General features: G+C 70.0%; 18 protein-coding genes and 1 tRNA gene. 10 read left to right on the forward strand and 9 right to left on the reverse strand.

Annotated elements, in window-relative coordinates; genetic code table 11:
* Positions 1-1,230 (reverse strand): Ig-like domain repeat protein (locus AC1DU4_RS18195; RefSeq protein WP_477842136.1); only part of this gene is annotated, 1,230 nt, incomplete at its 3' end.
* A gap of 364 nt (positions 1,231-1,594) precedes the next feature.
* Between AC1DU4_RS18195 and AC1DU4_RS18200 the strand changes: the two genes are divergently transcribed.
* Positions 1,595-1,975, forward strand: a complete 381-nt coding sequence (locus AC1DU4_RS18200) for a VOC family protein (RefSeq protein ID WP_477842137.1) — start codon at positions 1,595-1,597, stop codon at positions 1,973-1,975.
* Positions 1,976-2,069: 94 nt separating this feature from the next.
* Here the strand turns inward: AC1DU4_RS18200 and AC1DU4_RS18205 are convergent.
* Both AC1DU4_RS18205 and AC1DU4_RS18210 read right to left on the reverse strand, forming a co-directional pair.
* Positions 2,070-2,143, reverse strand: a tRNA-Pro gene (locus AC1DU4_RS18205).
* 39 nt (positions 2,144-2,182) lie between these two features.
* Positions 2,183-3,145 (reverse strand): metallophosphoesterase, encoded by a 963-nt coding sequence (locus AC1DU4_RS18210; protein WP_477842139.1) that lies wholly within the window; start codon positions 3,143-3,145, stop codon positions 2,183-2,185.
* A gap of 69 nt (positions 3,146-3,214) precedes the next feature.
* Here AC1DU4_RS18210 and AC1DU4_RS18215 point away from each other — a divergent pair, with 69 nt between their 5' ends.
* Positions 3,215-3,691, forward strand: a complete 477-nt coding sequence (locus AC1DU4_RS18215) for a GatB/YqeY domain-containing protein (RefSeq protein ID WP_072845432.1) — start codon at positions 3,215-3,217, stop codon at positions 3,689-3,691.
* Between the two features lie 88 nt (positions 3,692-3,779).
* On the opposite strand, the gene AC1DU4_RS18220 is transcribed toward AC1DU4_RS18215, so the two are convergent.
* Positions 3,780-6,164: a penicillin-binding protein gene (locus AC1DU4_RS18220; RefSeq protein WP_477842141.1), complete on the reverse strand. Its 2,385-nt coding sequence runs from the start codon at positions 6,162-6,164 to the stop codon at positions 3,780-3,782.
* A 273-nt stretch (positions 6,165-6,437) separates the two neighbouring features.
* Here AC1DU4_RS18220 and AC1DU4_RS18225 point away from each other — a divergent pair, with 273 nt between their 5' ends.
* A complete protein-coding gene (locus AC1DU4_RS18225; protein WP_092775827.1) occupies positions 6,438-6,761 on the forward strand; it encodes a WhiB family transcriptional regulator in 324 nt (107 codons plus the stop codon).
* A 93-nt stretch (positions 6,762-6,854) separates the two neighbouring features.
* Here AC1DU4_RS18225 and AC1DU4_RS18230 read toward each other — a convergent pair whose 3' ends face one another.
* Entirely contained in the window at positions 6,855-7,304 is a 450-nt protein-coding gene (locus AC1DU4_RS18230; protein WP_477842143.1) for a cupin domain-containing protein, read from the reverse strand.
* Between the two features lie 124 nt (positions 7,305-7,428).
* Between AC1DU4_RS18230 and AC1DU4_RS18235 the strand changes: the two genes are divergently transcribed.
* Together AC1DU4_RS18235 and AC1DU4_RS18240 are read left to right on the forward strand one after the other, a co-directional pair.
* Positions 7,429-7,914 (forward strand): MarR family winged helix-turn-helix transcriptional regulator, encoded by a 486-nt coding sequence (locus AC1DU4_RS18235; RefSeq protein ID WP_072845433.1) that lies wholly within the window; start codon positions 7,429-7,431, stop codon positions 7,912-7,914.
* Complete coding sequence (locus AC1DU4_RS18240) at positions 7,911-9,158, forward strand: MFS transporter (RefSeq protein ID WP_477842146.1); 1,248 nt, start codon at positions 7,911-7,913, stop codon at positions 9,156-9,158. The genes AC1DU4_RS18235 and AC1DU4_RS18240 overlap by 4 nt, the downstream gene beginning before the upstream one ends.
* Positions 9,159-9,177: 19 nt before the next feature.
* Here the strand turns inward: AC1DU4_RS18240 and bagB are convergent, their stop codons facing one another.
* Together bagB and bagA are read right to left on the reverse strand one after the other, a co-directional pair.
* Positions 9,178-10,290, reverse strand: coding sequence for an ATPase BagB (gene bagB, locus AC1DU4_RS18245; RefSeq protein WP_477842150.1), 1,113 nt, complete (start codon positions 10,288-10,290; stop codon positions 9,178-9,180).
* Positions 10,287-11,303 carry an ATPase BagA gene (bagA, locus tag AC1DU4_RS18250; protein ID WP_477842152.1) on the reverse strand — a complete coding sequence of 339 codons (1,017 nt, stop codon included), beginning with the start codon at positions 11,301-11,303 and terminating at the stop codon, positions 10,287-10,289. The genes bagB and bagA overlap by 4 nt, the downstream gene beginning before the upstream one ends.
* A 104-nt stretch (positions 11,304-11,407) precedes the next feature.
* On the opposite strand from bagA, the gene AC1DU4_RS18255 reads away from it, so the two are divergent.
* The 4 genes from AC1DU4_RS18255 to AC1DU4_RS18270 all read left to right on the forward strand — a co-directional run bounded on the left by AC1DU4_RS18255 (position 11,408) and on the right by AC1DU4_RS18270 (position 13,864).
* A complete protein-coding gene (locus tag AC1DU4_RS18255) occupies positions 11,408-11,572 on the forward strand; it encodes a DUF4177 domain-containing protein (RefSeq protein WP_092775768.1) in 165 nt (54 codons plus the stop codon).
* A gap of 5 nt (positions 11,573-11,577) precedes the next feature.
* Positions 11,578-12,036: a RidA family protein gene (locus AC1DU4_RS18260; RefSeq protein WP_072845437.1), complete on the forward strand. Its 459-nt coding sequence runs from the start codon at positions 11,578-11,580 to the stop codon at positions 12,034-12,036.
* An 81-nt stretch (positions 12,037-12,117) separates the two neighbouring features.
* Positions 12,118-12,903, forward strand: a complete 786-nt coding sequence (locus AC1DU4_RS18265) for an MBL fold metallo-hydrolase (RefSeq protein WP_477842155.1) — start codon at positions 12,118-12,120, stop codon at positions 12,901-12,903.
* A gap of 67 nt (positions 12,904-12,970) precedes the next feature.
* Positions 12,971-13,864 carry an LLM class flavin-dependent oxidoreductase gene (locus AC1DU4_RS18270; RefSeq protein ID WP_477842157.1) on the forward strand — a complete coding sequence of 298 codons (894 nt, stop codon included), beginning with the start codon at positions 12,971-12,973 and terminating at the stop codon, positions 13,862-13,864.
* A gap of 76 nt (positions 13,865-13,940) precedes the next feature.
* Here the strand turns inward: AC1DU4_RS18270 and AC1DU4_RS18275 are convergent, their stop codons facing one another.
* Positions 13,941-14,615, reverse strand: coding sequence for a Crp/Fnr family transcriptional regulator (locus AC1DU4_RS18275; RefSeq protein WP_072845440.1), 675 nt, complete (start codon positions 14,613-14,615; stop codon positions 13,941-13,943).
* A 191-nt stretch (positions 14,616-14,806) separates the two neighbouring features.
* A complete protein-coding gene (locus AC1DU4_RS18280; protein WP_072845441.1) occupies positions 14,807-15,070 on the reverse strand; it encodes a hypothetical protein in 264 nt (87 codons plus the stop codon).
* A 186-nt stretch (positions 15,071-15,256) separates the two neighbouring features.
* Between AC1DU4_RS18280 and nth the strand changes: the two genes are divergently transcribed.
* Positions 15,257-15,937 carry an endonuclease III gene (nth, locus tag AC1DU4_RS18285; RefSeq protein WP_477842183.1) on the forward strand — a complete coding sequence of 227 codons (681 nt, stop codon included), beginning with the start codon at positions 15,257-15,259 and terminating at the stop codon, positions 15,935-15,937.
* Positions 15,938-15,941 lie beyond the last annotated feature (4 nt).

Raw genomic sequence — 15,941 nt, forward strand, 5'->3', positions numbered from 1 at the left:
GTTGGTGGCGCCGTCCTTGAACTGGACGGTGCCGGTGGCGCCGGCGGGGGCGACGGTGGCGGTGAGGTCGACGGCGGTGCCGGTCTTGGCGGTSGCCGGGACGTTCAGYGTGGTGGTGGTGTCGACGATGACCGGGTCCGTGGTGACCTGGACGTTGGAGGCTGCCGAGGTGGACGKRCGGTTGGTSGCGTCACCGGAGTASACGGCGGTGACGGAGTGYGCRCCGKYSGTGGTGAAGGTGTGGTTCAGCGTCGCGGTGCCGTTGTTGACGGGGATTGCGCCGCCGATGTTGGTGGYGCCGTCCTTGAACTGGACGGTGCCGGTGGCGCCGGCGGGGGCGACGGTGGCGGTGAGGTCGACGGCGGTGCCGGTCTTGGCGGTGCCGGGGACGTTCAGGGTGGTGGTGGTGTCGACGATGACCGGGCCCGGGTTGCTCACCGTGATGGTGGCCAGGGGGCCGGCGCCGGCGTTGAGTGGCGCGCTCTGCGAATCGCGCGGGGTGCACCGGGTGGGTGCCCACTGGGTGCCGAGGAAGCTGGCCTTGGCCAGGGAGGTGCTGAAGGACTCCATGGCGCCGTGGTTCGCGGCGTTGCCCGTGATCCGGACTCGCGGCGTGATCACGCCGGGCGCGACGGCCTTGACGGTCACGTCGATCGCCGGGAGCTGGTACCAGGTGTCTCCGCTAGTGGCGGAGCCGTCGAGGTTCTTCTTGGTCTTGGGAACCCGGATTCCGCCCTCGCTGTTGGTGGAGGTGGACGGGCCGTTGCCGATGACCTGGTTGTTTCCGGAGAGTCGGATGACGCGTCCGCTGGCGTCCGCATTGCCTGAGTCGTTGACCAGCAGGACGTTCGGCGCCACGTTGTCCAGGCCGATTGCGGTACCGGGTACCACCGCGCCGCTGACCCACTCGGTGTTGGCCGGGAGTTCGTAGTCGTACTTGATCCGAGAGAGGTTCGTGGTCGTCGCGCCCGAGTCCTTGTCGGGGTAGGAGGAAGCGTTGGGCTTGATGCGGTAGGTGAACACCTCGCCCGGTGCCACCGTCGCCGGTGCGTCGACCGTCATCGATGCGCTGACGTTCTTCTGGACGTCACCGATGATGCTGCCCGCGACGCAGGCGCTGTTGAAGGTGGTGGTCGCGGCGTTCGCCGGGGCTCCGATCAGCATCATTCCGGCGACGACCGCCGCGCTGGTGACCGGTACGGCAACGCGCCGCACTTGGGATCTCGACATGGAAACTCCTTGCGCTCGGCCCGGGGATGGCCTAGCCGAACATCGGGGGTGGGTGAAATCCACCACACTCTGTCATCGAAAACCGGAACTTGTTGCAGTTATCTGAAAAGGGCCAATAAGTTACCAAAGGGTAACGAGTAGGGTAAAACGCCAGTTGGGAGCGTCATCCATTCGGTCACGGTCCGGTGTCGAGTGCGACGGCTTGTCCGGTTTGGCCATTTTTCTGGAACGCGTTCGCTGGTCTGTTCGCGACTTGACCGGCGAGTTCGATGCGGGTAGGCGAGTCGATCGAACACTTGCCCGGAGGGTGCCGCGTGGCGACAGTCGGCGTGTGGATGTCGGCGGTCGTCGTTAGCGTCGGGACATGCGAATCAAGATGTGCGGAATCCATGTCGTCGACCCGGCCGCGGCATTCGAGTTCTACCGCGACGTCCTCGGCTTCGAGGAGTTGATGGCAATGCCGGAGTACAACCTGTACATCGTGCGGTCGCCGCAGGATCCCGACGGTGTGGGACTGCTGCTCGAGCCCAGCGACAACCCGGTCGCCGAGGCGTACCGCAGGGGCGTCTACGAGCAGGGCCTGCCGATCATCGTGTTCGGCACCCCGGACGTGCGTGCGGAGTACGAGCGCCTGTCCGCGCTGGGCGTGCGGTTCACCGGCGAGCCGACCGCGGACCAGTCCGGCACCTCGGCGGTCTTCGACGACACCTGCGGAAACCTGATCCAGATTCACCAGGACGAGTGACGGGCGGCGCCGAACCTGATGGCCGGCGCGCGAAAGAGTCCTGAAAACAGCGAAGGCGCCACCCGAATGAATCGGATGGCGCCTTCGAGCACTGTCGGGGTGGCGGGATTTGAACCCACGACCTCTTCGTCCCGAACGAAGCGCGCTACCAAGCTGCGCCACACCCCGTGCCCTGCTCACTGCCGTTGTTTTGGCAGCCAGCGAAGTCTAGCGCACGACTGCCGAAGAACGCGAAACGCCTGGTCGGAGGCCCTGTTTTGGCCCTCTGGAGGGGGATGCGACCAGTGTCAGCAGGGTCGCTTCCGGGCGGCAGCAGAACCGCGCCGGTGCGTACGGGGAGGTGCCCACGCCGGCGGAGACGTGCAGGCGCGTGTGGGCGCCCCACTTCGACGGACCCTTGACCCGGGACCGGTCCAGCTGGCAGTTGGTCACCAGCGCGCCGTAGAACGGCAGGCACAGCTGGCCGCCGTGGGTGTGGCCGGCGAGCACCAGGTCGTAGCCGTCGTCGGCGAATCGGTCCAGCACCCGGGGCTCGGGCGAGTGGGTGATGCCGAGCCGCAGGTTCGCCATCGGGTTCGGCCGGCCGGCGATGGTGTCGTAGCGGTCTCGCTTGAGGTGCGGGTCGTCGACGCCTGCCGTCGCGATGCGGATGCCGGCCACCTCGAGCTCGCGGCGGGTGTGCGTCACGTCCAGCCAGCCGCGCTCGGTGAACGCCGCCCGCAGGTCCTTCCACGGCAGCGGCTCGCCGTGCGTCCGCTTGTGTTCCTTGTTGAAGTACTTGAGCGGGTTCTTCGGTTTCGGTGCGAAGTAGTCGTTGCTGCCGAAGACGAACAGGCCCGGCCGGGCCAGCAGGCTGCCGAGCGACTGCACGACCGCGGGCACCGCCCGCTGGTGCGAGAGGTTGTCGCCGGTGTTCACCACCAGGTCGGGGTCGAGACGGTCCAGTTCGCGCAGCCAGTTCTGCTTGAGCTTCTGCCCGGGCATCATGTGCAGGTCGCTGATGTGCAGCACCCGCAGCGAGGGGGACCCGGGCTCGAGCACCGGCATGGTCGCCTCACGCAGGGTGAAGGCGTTCCGTTCGATCAGCGAGGCGTACCCGACGCCGAGCGCCGCGGCTCCGACCACACCGGCCGCGGTTCCGCGGAGGACGTTGCGAGGGTTGTCAAACACCACTCAAGGATACGCAGCGGGCGCAATCGACATGCGCCTCACCGCCCGAGGCGCGTAGCGTTCGGCACCATGTCCGATTCCACAGCCAGCCTGAAGAGCACCCTGCGCGCCGACCTGACGACCTCGATGAAGGCCAAGGACACGCTGCGCACCCAGACCCTGCGAATGCTGCTCGCCGCTATCCAGACCGAGGAGGTCGCGGGCAAGGAGGCGCGCGAACTCACCGACGACGAGGTGCTCAAGGTACTGGCCAAGGAGTCGAAGAAGCGCGGCGAGTCCGCCGAGATCTACACCGAGAACGGTCGCGGCGAACTGGCCGCGAAGGAGCACGCCGAGGCGCGGATCATCGACGAGTACCTGCCCACCCCGTTGACCGACGCCGAACTGGCCGACGTCGCGGACACCGCGATCGCCCAGGTCGCAGAGGAGTTGGGGGAGCGTCCCGGTATGCGTCAGATGGGTCAGGTGATGAAGGTCGCCACCGCCATCGCCGCGGGCAAGGCGGACGGCTCCCGGATCTCCAAGGCGGTCAAGGACCGCCTGTAGTCCGCCCCCCGAACGCCGCCGCCCGGGTGCGGGCGGGAGTCGAGTGCTCCCGCCCGCACCCGGGCGGCTTCATGTCAGCGGCGCGGTGTCAGCGCGGCACCGGCAGGGTGATCGGGGGCAGGCCGGGCAGTTGGATCGTCGCCTGTCCGTCCGGGGCGCCGGGAGCGCCGGGAGCGCCCGGCGCCGGTGTGGGCGCCGTCTTCTTGGCGGTCCCGTCGCTCACGTAGAGCGTGATCGACGAGCCCGGGACCGCGAGCCCTGCCGGTGACGTGCTCAGCGTGGTGCCGCGCGCGCTCTCCCCGGACATGGACACGGCGTTCACCGTGAACCCGGCGGCCTGCAGGGCGCCGGTCGCCTGCGCCTGGCTCATCCCCACCACCTCGGGAACCTGCGCGTTCTGCGATCCACGCTGGTACTTCGGGTCCAGGGGCGGCAGCGACGTCGGCCCGAAGTCGTTCACGATCGGTTTCATCGCCAGGAACCAGGCCCGGGCGGGTTCGGTGCCGCCGTAGACGTTGCCCTCACTGCACTGGCGCAGCGGCGAGGTGCAGATCTCGCGGGGCGTCGGCGAGTCCGCGTAGACGTACACGCTGGCCGCGAGGTTGTTGGTGAAGCCGAGGAACGCCGAGGACATGTGCGACTCGGTGGTACCGGTCTTGCCGGACATCGGCAGCGTCCAGCCGACGGAACCGGCCGCGCCGGCGGAGGTGCCGCCGGGCTTGTCGTCGTGGCTGAGTGCGTTCGCCAGCGTGTCCGCCAGGCCCGGGGCGATGACCTGCTCGCAGGCCTGCTGGGTGACGGACACCGGCTTGCCGGTGCGGTCGACGATCGAGTCGATCGGCGTCGGCGGGCACCACTTCCCGTGCGAGGCCAGGGTCGCCGCGACATTGGACAGCTCCAGCGGGTTCACCCAGGTCGGGCCGAGGGTGAACGAGCCGAGGTTCTGCTGCTTCTGCATGTCGGCGAGGGACTGGCCGTCGCCCTGCCCGGAGGTGCCGGGCTGTGCGTAGGACCGCAGGCCGAGGCGGACCGCCATGTCCACGGTCGGGGTGACGCCGGCGGCCTCGATCAGCTTGACGAAGGCGGTGTTCGGCGACTGGGCCAGCGCGTCGGTCACCGACAGCGCGGGCGGGTACTTGCCCGCGTTCTCCACGCAGTAGGTGGCCGGCGGGCAGCCCTTGGCGCCGCCGTATCCCATGCCCTTGACGTCGACCCGGCCGGGAACCTGCAGGACCGCGTCGGTGCCGAGACCCTTCTCCATCGCCGCGGCCGTGGTGAAGATCTTGAAGATCGAGCCGGCGCCGGTGCCGACGAGCGAGTACGGCTGCGGCTGGACGGTCTCGTTGATCTCGCCGTTGAGGCCGTAGTTGCGGCTGCTGCTCATCGCCAGCACCCGGTGCTGGTCCTGGCCGGGCGCGATCACGTTCATCACCTGCGCGACGCCCTCGACGGTCGGGCTGGCGGTCGCGGTCAGCGCGCTGTGCGCGGAGTTCTGCACCTTCGGGTCGAGGGTGGTCTTGATCAGGTAGCCGCCCTTCTCGACCTGCTCGCGGCTGATCCCGGCATTCGCCAGGTACTGCAGCGCGTAGTCGCAGAAGAAGCCGCGGTCGCCGGCGGCGATGCACCCGCGCGGCAGCGTCTGCGGCTCCGGCAGCACCCCGAGGGGCTCGTCCTTGGCGGCCCGGATCTCGGCGGCGCGGTCCGGGATGTTCGCGATCATGGTGTCGAGCACGGTGTTGCGGCGCTCGAGCACGCCGTCCGGGTTGGTGTACGGGTTCAGTGCGGAGCTGGACTGCACCATCCCGGCCAGCATCGCGGACTGCGTCAGGTTGAGGTCCTTCGCGTCGACCCCGAAGTAGGTGCGGGCCGCGTCCTGGATGCCGAACGACGCGTTGCCGAACGGCACCAGGTTCAGGTAGCGGGTGAGGATCTCGTCCTTGGTGAGCTTCTTGTCCAGCGTCAGCGCCATCCGGATCTCCCGGATCTTGCGCGCCGGGGTGGTCTCGATGGCGGCCCGGCGCTCGGCGTCGGTCTTCGCCACGACCAGCAGTTGGTAGTTCTTCACGTACTGCTGGTCGATAGTGGACGCGCCCTGCTGAACCTGCCCGCTGGTGGTGTTGGTGAGGAAGGCGCGCACCGTGCCCTGCCAGTCCACCCCCTGGTGGTCGGCGAACCGCCGGTCCTCGACGGAGACGATCGCCAGCTTCATGTCGTTGGAGATCTTGTCGCTGGGCACCTCGAACCGGCGCTGCTCGTAGAGCCAGGCGATGGGGTTGCCGTCGACGTCGACCATGGTCGACACCGCCGGCACATCGCCTTCGATGAGTTCTGCGGACACGTTGTCGACGGCGTCCGCGGCCCGGTTCGACGCGATTCCGAACCCGCCGGCCAACGGGAACATCACGCCCGCCAGGAGCGCCCCGGCAAGGGCAGAGCATCCGGCGAGTTTCGCGACTGTCTTTGCGATTGGCACCCCGACAGAGTACGTGGCCGCGCGTGCTCGAGCCCCGAGCGCGGGTCGTGCCACCTCACGCGATGGCTGACGAGTGTCCTGGATGCACGTCCGTACCAAAAAAGTGGGCCCAGCACCTTGCGCAAACCGTTGTACATTGCCTAAATTGGGAGGCGGTGTGATTCAGATAACACTAGATCAGGAATGTGGTGAGACTCGCTCATGATAGGGCGCGCCCACCACATCCCAAGAGCGTCAGCGAGGGCGACGCTCGTATTGCAGGAGGGGCAGAAGATGACCGTGATCACCTCGGGAAACCGGCTGGATGTCGAAGAGGCAGAGGCTCGTATTGCGTGGGTTACGCAGGCGCGATGCCGAGCGGTCGATCCCGATCAGCTGTTCGTTCGCGGCGCTGCGCAGCGCAAGGCCGCCACGATCTGCCGACACTGCCCGGTCCTGATGCAGTGTGGCGCGGACGCCCTGGACAATCGTGTCGAGTTCGGCGTGTGGGGCGGAATGACCGAGCGCCAGCGCCGTGCGCTGCTCAAGCAGCACCCCGAGGTCGAGTCCTGGGCGGACTTCTTCGAGGCGCAGCGGCACCAGGCCCCTGTCATCTGAACAGACTAATTCTCTCTTCGCTGGCCGGGACCCCGTCAAATGGGCCCGGCCAGTGTGCTGTCCTGGTCGGCCGCGTGGAGCGCTGCGGCCGGGTCACCCGCCGTGAAGTCGGAAGTCCGCAAAGTCGAATCCCGGTACGACGGCGCAGCTGACGAGCACCGCTTCGTTCCCGGCCGGGCGGGCCCGTTGCCAGTGTCGCGCCGGCACCACGAACTGGGGCGACTGTCCGGCGAGGACGTCGGCGCCGAGGACGTGTCGGTTCGGCGGGCCCGGCTCCGTCCCGTCGCCGCCCAGGTCGAGGTGCAGTGCCCCGCCGCGGTGCCAGAACCAGATCTCGTCGCTGCGCACGGAGTGCCACGCCGACTGCTCGCCGGGCATCAGCAGGAACAGGATGGCGGTGCCCGCGGAGCGTGAGTGCGGGTAGTCGGGCGGCAGGGCCCCGGCCGGGACGGTGACGTCGCTGCGCCACGTCTCCCGGTACCAGCCGCCCTCCGGGTGTGGGGCCAGCTCCAGTGCGTGTGCCCAGTCGGGCAGTGTCGCCATGGCAGTCAGCATGGCATCGCCACCGCCTTCCTGTCCGGAAGTCGGCGGCCGTCGGCGGATTTCGGGGGAGCGTGACCACCCGGGCGTATGCTTGCCGATAGGCAAGTAAAACGGAGGAGGTCGCATGCCCAGGACGCTCACCGACGACGAGGTCACCAGACTCAAGGTCGCCCTGGCCCGGATCTCGCGGCTCGTCGACCGGCAGGTATCCGGGGGCGGGCTGACCCGGACCCAGCTCTCCGTGCTCGGCACCGTGAGCAGGCTCGGCCCCCTCGGGGTCGGCGAGCTGGCGGCGACCGAGGGCCTCAACCCCACGATGCTCTCCCGCGTGATCGGCAAGCTCGAGGCGGACGGGCTGCTGGCCCGCTCACCGGATCCCGCCGACCGCCGCGCCGTGCTGGTGCAGGTCACCCCGGCCGGCGAGGAGCTGCACGAGGGGCTGCGCCGCGACAGGACCCGGCTGTTCGCCTCCGGCCTCGCCGCGCTGCCGGAGGATCAGGCCGACCGACTGCTGCTGGCGTTGCCCGCGATCGAGGCGCTGGCCACGCAGATGCGGGCGCCCGCCGAGGCGGCGTCGGCGAGCGACCGCGACCGGGTGACCGCGCGGTGACCGCCCTCGCCGACATCCGGCGGGACACCTTCGCCTCGCTGTCCAACCCCAACTTCCGGCTCTACTTCGGCGGCCAGGCGGTCTCGATGGTCGGCACCTGGATGCAGGCCGTCGCGCAGGCGTGGCTGGTGCTTCAGCTGACCGGGTCGGGCACCGCACTGGGGTTCGTGGTGGCCCTGCAGACGCTGCCCGTCCTGCTGTTCGGGCCGTACGGCGGCGTCGTCGCGGACCGGCTCGACAAGCGCCGGCTGATGATCGGGCTGCAGGCCATGATGGGAGCGCTGGCCCTGGTCCTGGGCCTGTTGACGGTCACCCACACGGTCACCCTCTGGCAGGTGTACCTGCTCGCGTTCCTGCTCGGCATGAACAACTGCTTCGAGAATCCCGCCCGGCAGGCGTTCGTGCTCGAGATGGTCGGCCCCGCGGACCTGCGCAACGCCGTCAGCCTCAACTCGGTGCTGGTCAACGCGGCCCGCGCGGTCGGACCGGCGGTCGCCGGGATCGTGATCGCCGCCGGCGGGCTCGGGATCTGCTTCCTGCTCAACGCCCTGAGCTTCGTCGCCGTCGTGGTCTCCCTGGTCCGTCTCGACGTCGCCGCGCTCTGTCCGTCGCCGCCGGTGCGGCGCAGTCCCGGGCAGCTGCGCGAGGGCCTCGGCTACGTCGGCCGCACCCCGGAGCTGCTGATCCCGCTGCTGATGATGGCGCTGGTCGGTGCCCTCGCCTACGAGTTCCAGGTGGTCCTGCCGGTGCTGGCGCGGGAGACCTTCGGCGGCGGTGCCGAGGTGTACGGCTTCATGACCGCGGCGATGGGGGCCGGCGCGGTGGTCGGCGGTCTCTACGTCGCGGCCCGCGGACGGACCGGGGTGCGGGCGCTGTCGACGTCGGCGGTGGTGTTCGGGGTGCTGATCGCGGCCGCGGCCTTCGCCCCCACGCTCTGGCTCGAACTGGTCGCGTTGGCGTTCGTCGGGGCGGCCAGCGTCGGCTTCATGGCGACCGGTAACAGCACCCTGCAGCTCGGGGCCGACCCGAGCATGCGAGGTCGGGTGATGGCGCTGTGGTCCGTCGCGTTCCTCGGCTCGACCCCGATCGGCGGGCCGATCGCCGGTTTCGTCGCCGAGGAGTTCGGCGGCCGGGCCGCGCTCGCGATGGGCGCGGCGTCCTGCCTGGTCGCGGCGGGGCTCGCGTTGCTGGTCGCGCGCCGGCGGGTGGCGGCCGCGCCGGAACCCGTCCCCGGCGCGGCCTGAGCACGCGCCCGACCTGCCGTCAGACCTCGCCGGTGAGCTGGTCGGCGACGGCCCGCAGGGCCTCGAGGTCGGACACCTCGAAGGGCAGCGACGGCACGCCGACCACCGGGACGCGCGGGTGCGCCTTGGAGAAACGGCCCAGCATCCGCAGCTCGCGCTGCGCGGTCCGGGCCCGCTCCGCGTGGATCCGCAGCACCGCGGCCGCCAGCGGGTGCTCCCCGTTCTCCTTCAACTGGTCCGCCGCCGCCACCGCGCGATCGGCGGACAGCGAGCTGAGCGTCGGGTGTGTGCGGTTGAGCACCAGCCCGGCCAGCGGCATGCCGTCGGACGTCAGCCGCTCGACGAAGAACGACGCCTCCCGCAACGCGTCCGGCTCCGGCGCGGCGACCACCATGAAGTGGGTGCCGTCGGCCCGCAGCAGCTCGTAGGTCCGGGCGGCCCGCTCCCGGAACCCGCCGAACATGGACTCGAAGGACTGCACGAACGCGGACGCGTCGGCCAGCATCTGGCTGCCGACGACGGTGTTCACCGCCTTGAGGGCCAGGCCCATCGCGCCGGTCACCAGGCGTCCGATCCCACGCCCCGGAGCGGAGAGCATCCGGATCATCCGGCCGTCCAGGAAGGCGCCGAGCCGCTGCGGGGCGTCGAGGAAGTCCAGCGCGTTGCGCGACGGCGGGGTGTCGACCACCACCAGGTCCCACTCGTCGCTGGCGGCGAGCTGCCCCAGCTTCTCCATCGCCATGTACTCCTGCGTGCCGGAGAACGAGGTGGCCACGGTCTGGTAGAAGGGGTTCGCCAGGATCTGCTGGGCCTTCTCCGGTGTCGAGTGCTCGAGCACCATGTCGTCGAAGGTGCGCCGCATGTTCAGCATCATCGCGTGCAGCTCGCCGGTCGCGCCCGGCCCCAGCTGCACCGGCTGCGGGGTGTTGCCGAGGTCCTCGACGCCGAGCGCCTGCGCCAGCCTGCGAGCCGGGTCGATGGTCAGCACCACCACACGTCGGCCCTGCTCGGCGGCCCGTAGCGCCATCGACGCGGCGGTGGTGGTCTTGCCCACGCCGCCGGACCCGCAGCACACCACGATCCGGGAATTCGGGTCGGCGAGAATGCCGCCGACGTCGAGCGGGGCCGTCACCGGACGCCCTGTTCGGCCAGCTGCTCGGCGAGTTCGTACAGCCCGCCGAGGTCGACGCCGTCGGTCAGCGCGGTCAGGTGCAGGCGGGCGACGTCCAGCGCGTCGAGGCTCTCGGCGCTGTCGTCCTGCGCGCGCAGCGTCGACGCGTTCTCGATGGTCTCGGTGAGCAGGCCGGCGAAGTCGTCGTCGGAGAGCGTGATGCCCGCCGCGGCGAGACCGGCCCGGACCGCGTCGGCGTCGATGACGCCCGCAGCGGCGTCGGCCATCTCCTTGGTGGGCAGGTACGCGGTCGCGCTGCGGTTGACGATCACGGCGCCGATCCGCAGGTCCGCGGCCTCGAGTTCCACGACGGCGTCCGCGGTCTCCTGCACCGGGAGGGCCTCGAGCACCGTCACCAGGTGCACCATCGTCTCGTCGGAGTGCAGCAGGCGCACCACCCCTTCCGACTGGGAGTGCACCGGCCCGCCCTTGGCCAGGTCCGCCATCGCCTTCGTCACGTCGAGGAAGCTACCGATCCTGCCGGTCGGCGGCGAGTCCACCACCACCTCGTCGTACACCCGGACACCGGACTTGTCGGTGCGGATCACGCACTCCTTGATCTTTCCGGTGATCAGGACGTCGCGCRGGCCCGGCGCCAGCGTGGTCGCGAACTCGACGGCGCCGATCCGGCGCATCGCGCGGCCGGCGAAGCCCAGGTTGTAGAACATGTCGAGGTACTCGAGGAACGCGGTCTCGATGTCGAGTGCCAGCGCGAACACCTCGCCGCCGCCGTCGGCCGTGGCGATCTTGGTCTCCGCCGGGGGCAGCGGCGGCATGTCGAACTGCTGCGCAATGCCCTGCCGTCCTTCGACCTCGACGAGCAGTACTCGCCGCCCGCCCGCGGCCAATGCCAGAGCCAAAGCCGCAGCGACGGTTGACTTTCCGGTGCCGCCCTTGCCTGAGACAAAGTGGAGGCGGGCCTTGTCCGCCTTGGCCGGCCATTCGAATGCGGGTGTGCTCGCGGGTGCTGCCACCCCCGGAGCCTATAAGTCGCGGCGCCGCATTGTGCCGGGGCCGGTCGCCCGCGTCGGAAATCTGCGTCGGTGGACTTCGGCGGCGGGGCACTAGGCTCTCCGGCATGAGTGAATTGACCACCTGGGAGTACGCGACCGTTCCGCTGCTGACCCACGCGACCAAGCAGATCCTCGACCAGTGGGGAGCCGACGGCTGGGAACTGGTGTCGGTGCTGCCCGGCCCCACCGGTGAACAGCACGTGGCGTACCTGAAGCGCCCGAAGGGCTGACCGCGATGGGACAGTGGAAGGCGCGTCTGGCCGAGCTGGGCCTCGAGCTGCCCGCCGTGGCGGCTCCCGTCGCGGCGTACGTCCCGGCGGTCCGGACCGGCGACCTCGTCTACACCTCGGGGCAGCTCCCGTTCGTGGACGGCGCACTGCCGTTGACCGGAAAGGTCGGCGGCCCCGTCGACGCGGACGAGGCGAAGGCCGCGGCCCGGACCTGTGCGCTCAACGCGCTGGCCGCGATCGACGCGCTGGTCGGACTGGACTCCGTCGTGCGGGTGGTCAAGCTCGTCGGGTTCGTCGCGTCGGTGGAGGGCTTCACCGGCCAGCCGGGCGTCATCAACGGCGCCTCCGAGCTGATGGGTGAGGTCTTCGGCGACGCGGGCGTGCACGCCCGGTCCGCGGTCGGCGTGGCCGAGCTTCCGCTCGCCGCGCCCGTCGAGGTCGAGGTCATCGTCGAGGTTCGCTGAACCGGCCGGGATCGTCCGAACACGCTGCGCGGCTGCGCCGCCCGGAAGGGGTGGCGCAGCCGCGGTTTGTAAGGTGAGCCCATGACCCCCGCACATCCGGCGTACGCGCAGCTCCGACAGGTCACCGACATCGCCGCGGTGATGTTGGAGGACAACCCCGGGATGATGACGCTCGACGGGACCAACACGTGGATCCTGCGGGCCCCCGGCCGCGAGGAATGCGTCGTGGTCGACCCCGGCGAGGCCGACGAGGAACACCTGCTGCGGGTCGCGTCGGTCGGCCCGGTGGCCCTGACACTGATCACCCACCGGCACGGGGACCACACCGGCGGCATCGACAGGTTCGTCGAGCTGACCGGCTCCCCGGTCCGGTCCGTGGACCCGAAGTTCCGCCGTCGCACCGACGCCGGCCTGCCCGACGGCGAACTCATCGAGGAGGTCGGGCTCGCGATCCGGGTGCTGCGTACGCCCGGGCACACGCTCGACTCGACGTCGTTCGTGATCGAGGGGGAGGGCTCGGTGCTCACCGGCGACACCATCCTCGGCCGCGGCACCACCGTCCTCGACTCGACGGACGGTGACCTCGGCAACTACCTGGCCTCGCTGCGGTCGCTGATCGACCTCGGCACCGGCCGCACGGTGCTCCCGGGTCACGGCCCGGACCTGCCCGACCTGCAGACCGTCGCCCAGCAGTACCTCGACCATCGCGAGGACCGGCTCGACCAGGTCCGCGCCGCCCTGGAGGCGCTCGGCGCGGACGCGAGCGTGCGCAGCGTCGTCGAGCACGTGTACACGGACGTCGACGAGAAGCTGTGGCCGGTGGCCGAGCAGTCCGTCCGGGTGCAGCTGGACTATCTCCGCCGCTGACGTTGCGTTTCCGGTCCCGGTGGGCGAGCGTGGAACTCGGTGTTCCCGCGAACCGAGGAGCTCGTCGATGACCGACTACGGACGTCCGCTGCAGTTCGGCATGTTTCCCACCCCGGAGTCGGGTCGGGCCGACGAGGTCCTCGACCTGGTCGAGATGGCCGACGAGGAGGGACTGGACCTCGTCGGGATCCAGGACCACCCGTACCAGAAGGACTTCCTCGACACCTGGTCGCTGATGGCGTTCGTGCTGGCCCGGACCACCAGCATCCGGGTGTTCCCCGACGTGGCCTGCCTGCCCCTGCGGCCCCCGGCGGTGATGGCGAAGGCGGCGGCGAGCCTGGACGTGCTGTCCGGCGGACGGTTCGAACTCGCGCTCGGCGCCGGCGCCTTCTGGTCGGCCATCACCGCGATGGACGGGCCGGAGCGCACACCGGGGGAGGCGGCGGGGGCGTTGTCGGAGGCCGTCGACGTGATCCGGCTGATGTGGTCCGGGGAGCGGTCGGTGCGCTACGACGGCACCCACCACCGGCTGGCCGGGGTGCACCCGGGGCCGCGGCCCGCCCACGACATCGGGATCTGGCTGGGGGTGGGCGGTCCACGAATGCTCGGTGTGCTCGGCCGCAAGGCCGACGGCTGGGCGCCGTCGAACAGCTACTTCCCGCCGCCGAAGCTGCCCGACATGCACGCGCGGATCGACGAGTCCGCGACGGGCGCCGGCCGCGACCCCGCCGACATCCAGCGCATCTACAACGTCTTCGGCACCATCACCGACGGTCCCGGCGGCGGCTTCCTGGGCGGCCCGGTCGGGCAGTGGGTCGAGGAGCTGACCGGACTGGTCGTCGAGACGGGCATGGACACCTTCGTCTTCGGCGCCGAGGGGGACGACCCACACCAGCACCGCCGGTGGGCGGTCGAGGTGGTGCCCGCGGTGCGGGAGGCGGTCGCGCGGCACCGGGCCTGAGGCCGCGACGGGCAGGGAACGACGAAGCCGCCCGCCCCCGAGGGGGACGGACGGCTCGGTCAGATCTGCGGTGGCGTCAGCGCGCGCGGCGGGCCAGACGCTCCGAGTCGGAGATCAGCACGCTCTTGCCCTCGAGACGCAGCCAGCCGCGGTGCGCGAAGTCGGCGAGCGCCTTGTTCACGGTCTCGCGGGAGGCGCCCACGAGCTGGGCGATCTCTTCCTGGGTGAGGTCGTGCGTCACCCGCAGCGAGCCGGCTTCCTGGGTGCCGAAACGCTGGGCGAGCTGCAGCAGCGCCTTCGCGACCCGGCCGGGGACGTCGGTGAAGATGAGGTCCGCGAGGTTGTTGTTGGTGCGGCGCAGGCGGCGGGCCAACACGCGCAGCAGCTGCTCGGCGATCTCGGGTCGCTGGTCGATCCAGGACTTGAGGGCGTCGCGGTCCATCTGCACGGCGCGGACCTCGGTGACGGTGGTGGCCGTCGAGGTGCGGGGACCGGGGTCGAAGATGGACAGCTCGCCGAACATGTCGGACGGGCCCATGATGGTCAGCAGGTTCTCGCGACCGTCGGGGGAGCGGCGACCGAGCTTGATCTTGCCGGACACGATGATGTAGAGCCGGTCGCCGGGCTCGCCCTCGTTGAAGATCACGTGCCCACGGGGGAAGTCGACCGGCTGGAGCTGCTTGACCAGTGCGGCCACTGCCGACGGCTCGACTCCCTGGAAGATTCCGGCTCTGGCCAGGACCTCGTCCACGTGCGCTCCTTCATAGGGATCTTGATTCTGACGTCCGGGTGCCCGTCGTAAGGCTCCCGGCCGTGCTTCGGCACTTTGGCTGTGCCGACGGTTTTGTAGCTTGTCCAAGTAAGTCTAGCTGTCCGCGCTCGAACATTAGTGACCGGCGACACCCCGCGCACGTCGAATGGTCACGGATCGTCGGGCAGCGGTCAGCTGGCGCGCTGTGTGGACAGCGGCGGCTCGTCTTCCGCGTCGACGCCGCCGCGCTTGCGGCGACGGTGGAATCGGGCCAGTGCCCGGGGCAGACCCTCTTCGGCGAGGGTCGCCACCTCGGCATGACTTGCCTGGTCCAGGAACTCCTGGACCTCCTGCTCGCGCACCGTCAGCCGGCGTAGGCGGCATTCCACCCGCTCCATCGCCAGCGCAAACAGCATGAGCAGCACTGGGAAGAGCACCACAGCGAGACCTTGCATACCGGGAAGTAAACACGGCGAATGTCTCAGAAGCGAAACGATCGGTGAGGCCTTCTCCTACTCGTCCGTAGAGTTGTCCGGGTGTCCTCAACTGTTTCGCAGACCCCGGTTCCGCGTCGGGTCGCGTCCGCCGGAAGTCGCCGTCGCGACGAGACCCAGCTCGGTCTCGTGCGCCGGGCCCGACGGATGAACCGACGGCTGGCCGAGGCGTTCCCGCACGTCTACTGCGAGCTGGACTTCGCCACGCCGCTGGAGCTGTCGGTCGCGACGATTCTGTCCGCGCAGTGCACTGACGTGCGGGTTAACCAGGTGACGCCCGCGTTGTTCACGCGGTACCGCACCGCCGCGGACTACGCCGGGGCGGAGCGCGCGGAACTCGAGGAATACATTCGCAGCACCGGCTTCTACCGGAACAAGACCAACTCGATCATCGGCCTCGGGCAGGCGTTGGTGGAACGTTTCGACGGTGAGGTGCCGCGCACGATGAAGGAGTTGGTGACGCTGCCGGGCTTCGGCCGCAAGACCGCCAACGTGGTCCTCGGGAACGCCTTCGATGTGCCCGGTATCACCGTGGACACCCACTTCGGCCGGCTCGTGCGGCGCTGGGAATGGACGCAGGAGGACGACCCGGTCAAGGTCGAGCACGCGGTCGGGGAACTGATCCCCCGCAAGGAGTGGACCCTGCTCTCGCACCGGGTGATCTTCCACGGGCGCCGGGTGTGCCACGCCAAGAAGCCGGCCTGCGGGGTGTGCGTGCTGGCGAAGGACTGCCCGTCGTTCGGCGTCGGCCCGACCGACCCCGAGGTGGCCGCGGCCCTGGTGAAGGGCCCCGAGACCGAACACCTGCTCGACCTGGCGGGTCGGTGAGCTG

This window comes from Rhodococcus sp. P4_F5 (genome assembly GCF_056401315.1).

Bases quoted from the DNA above. Each gene is read 5' to 3' on its own strand.
- AC1DU4_RS18230 (WP_477842143.1), bottom strand. From the start codon at position 7,304: ATGGCGACACTGCCCGACTGGGCACACGCACTGGAGCTGGCCCCACAC.
- AC1DU4_RS18280 (WP_072845441.1), bottom strand. From the start codon at position 15,070: ATGCAAGGTCTCGCTGTGGTGCTCTTCCCAGTGCTGCTCATGCTGTTT.
- AC1DU4_RS18235 (WP_072845433.1), top strand. From the start codon at position 7,429: ATGCCCAGGACGCTCACCGACGACGAGGTCACCAGACTCAAGGTCGCC.
- AC1DU4_RS18225 (WP_092775827.1), top strand. From the start codon at position 6,438: ATGACCGTGATCACCTCGGGAAACCGGCTGGATGTCGAAGAGGCAGAG.
- nth (WP_477842183.1), top strand. From the start codon at position 15,257: ATGAACCGACGGCTGGCCGAGGCGTTCCCGCACGTCTACTGCGAGCTG.
- AC1DU4_RS18200 (WP_477842137.1), top strand. From the start codon at position 1,595: ATGCGAATCAAGATGTGCGGAATCCATGTCGTCGACCCGGCCGCGGCA.
- AC1DU4_RS18255 (WP_092775768.1), top strand. From the start codon at position 11,408: ATGAGTGAATTGACCACCTGGGAGTACGCGACCGTTCCGCTGCTGACC.
- AC1DU4_RS18270 (WP_477842157.1), top strand. From the start codon at position 12,971: ATGACCGACTACGGACGTCCGCTGCAGTTCGGCATGTTTCCCACCCCG.
- AC1DU4_RS18265 (WP_477842155.1), top strand. From the start codon at position 12,118: ATGACCCCCGCACATCCGGCGTACGCGCAGCTCCGACAGGTCACCGAC.
- AC1DU4_RS18260 (WP_072845437.1), top strand. From the start codon at position 11,578: ATGGGACAGTGGAAGGCGCGTCTGGCCGAGCTGGGCCTCGAGCTGCCC.
- AC1DU4_RS18215 (WP_072845432.1), top strand. From the start codon at position 3,215: ATGTCCGATTCCACAGCCAGCCTGAAGAGCACCCTGCGCGCCGACCTG.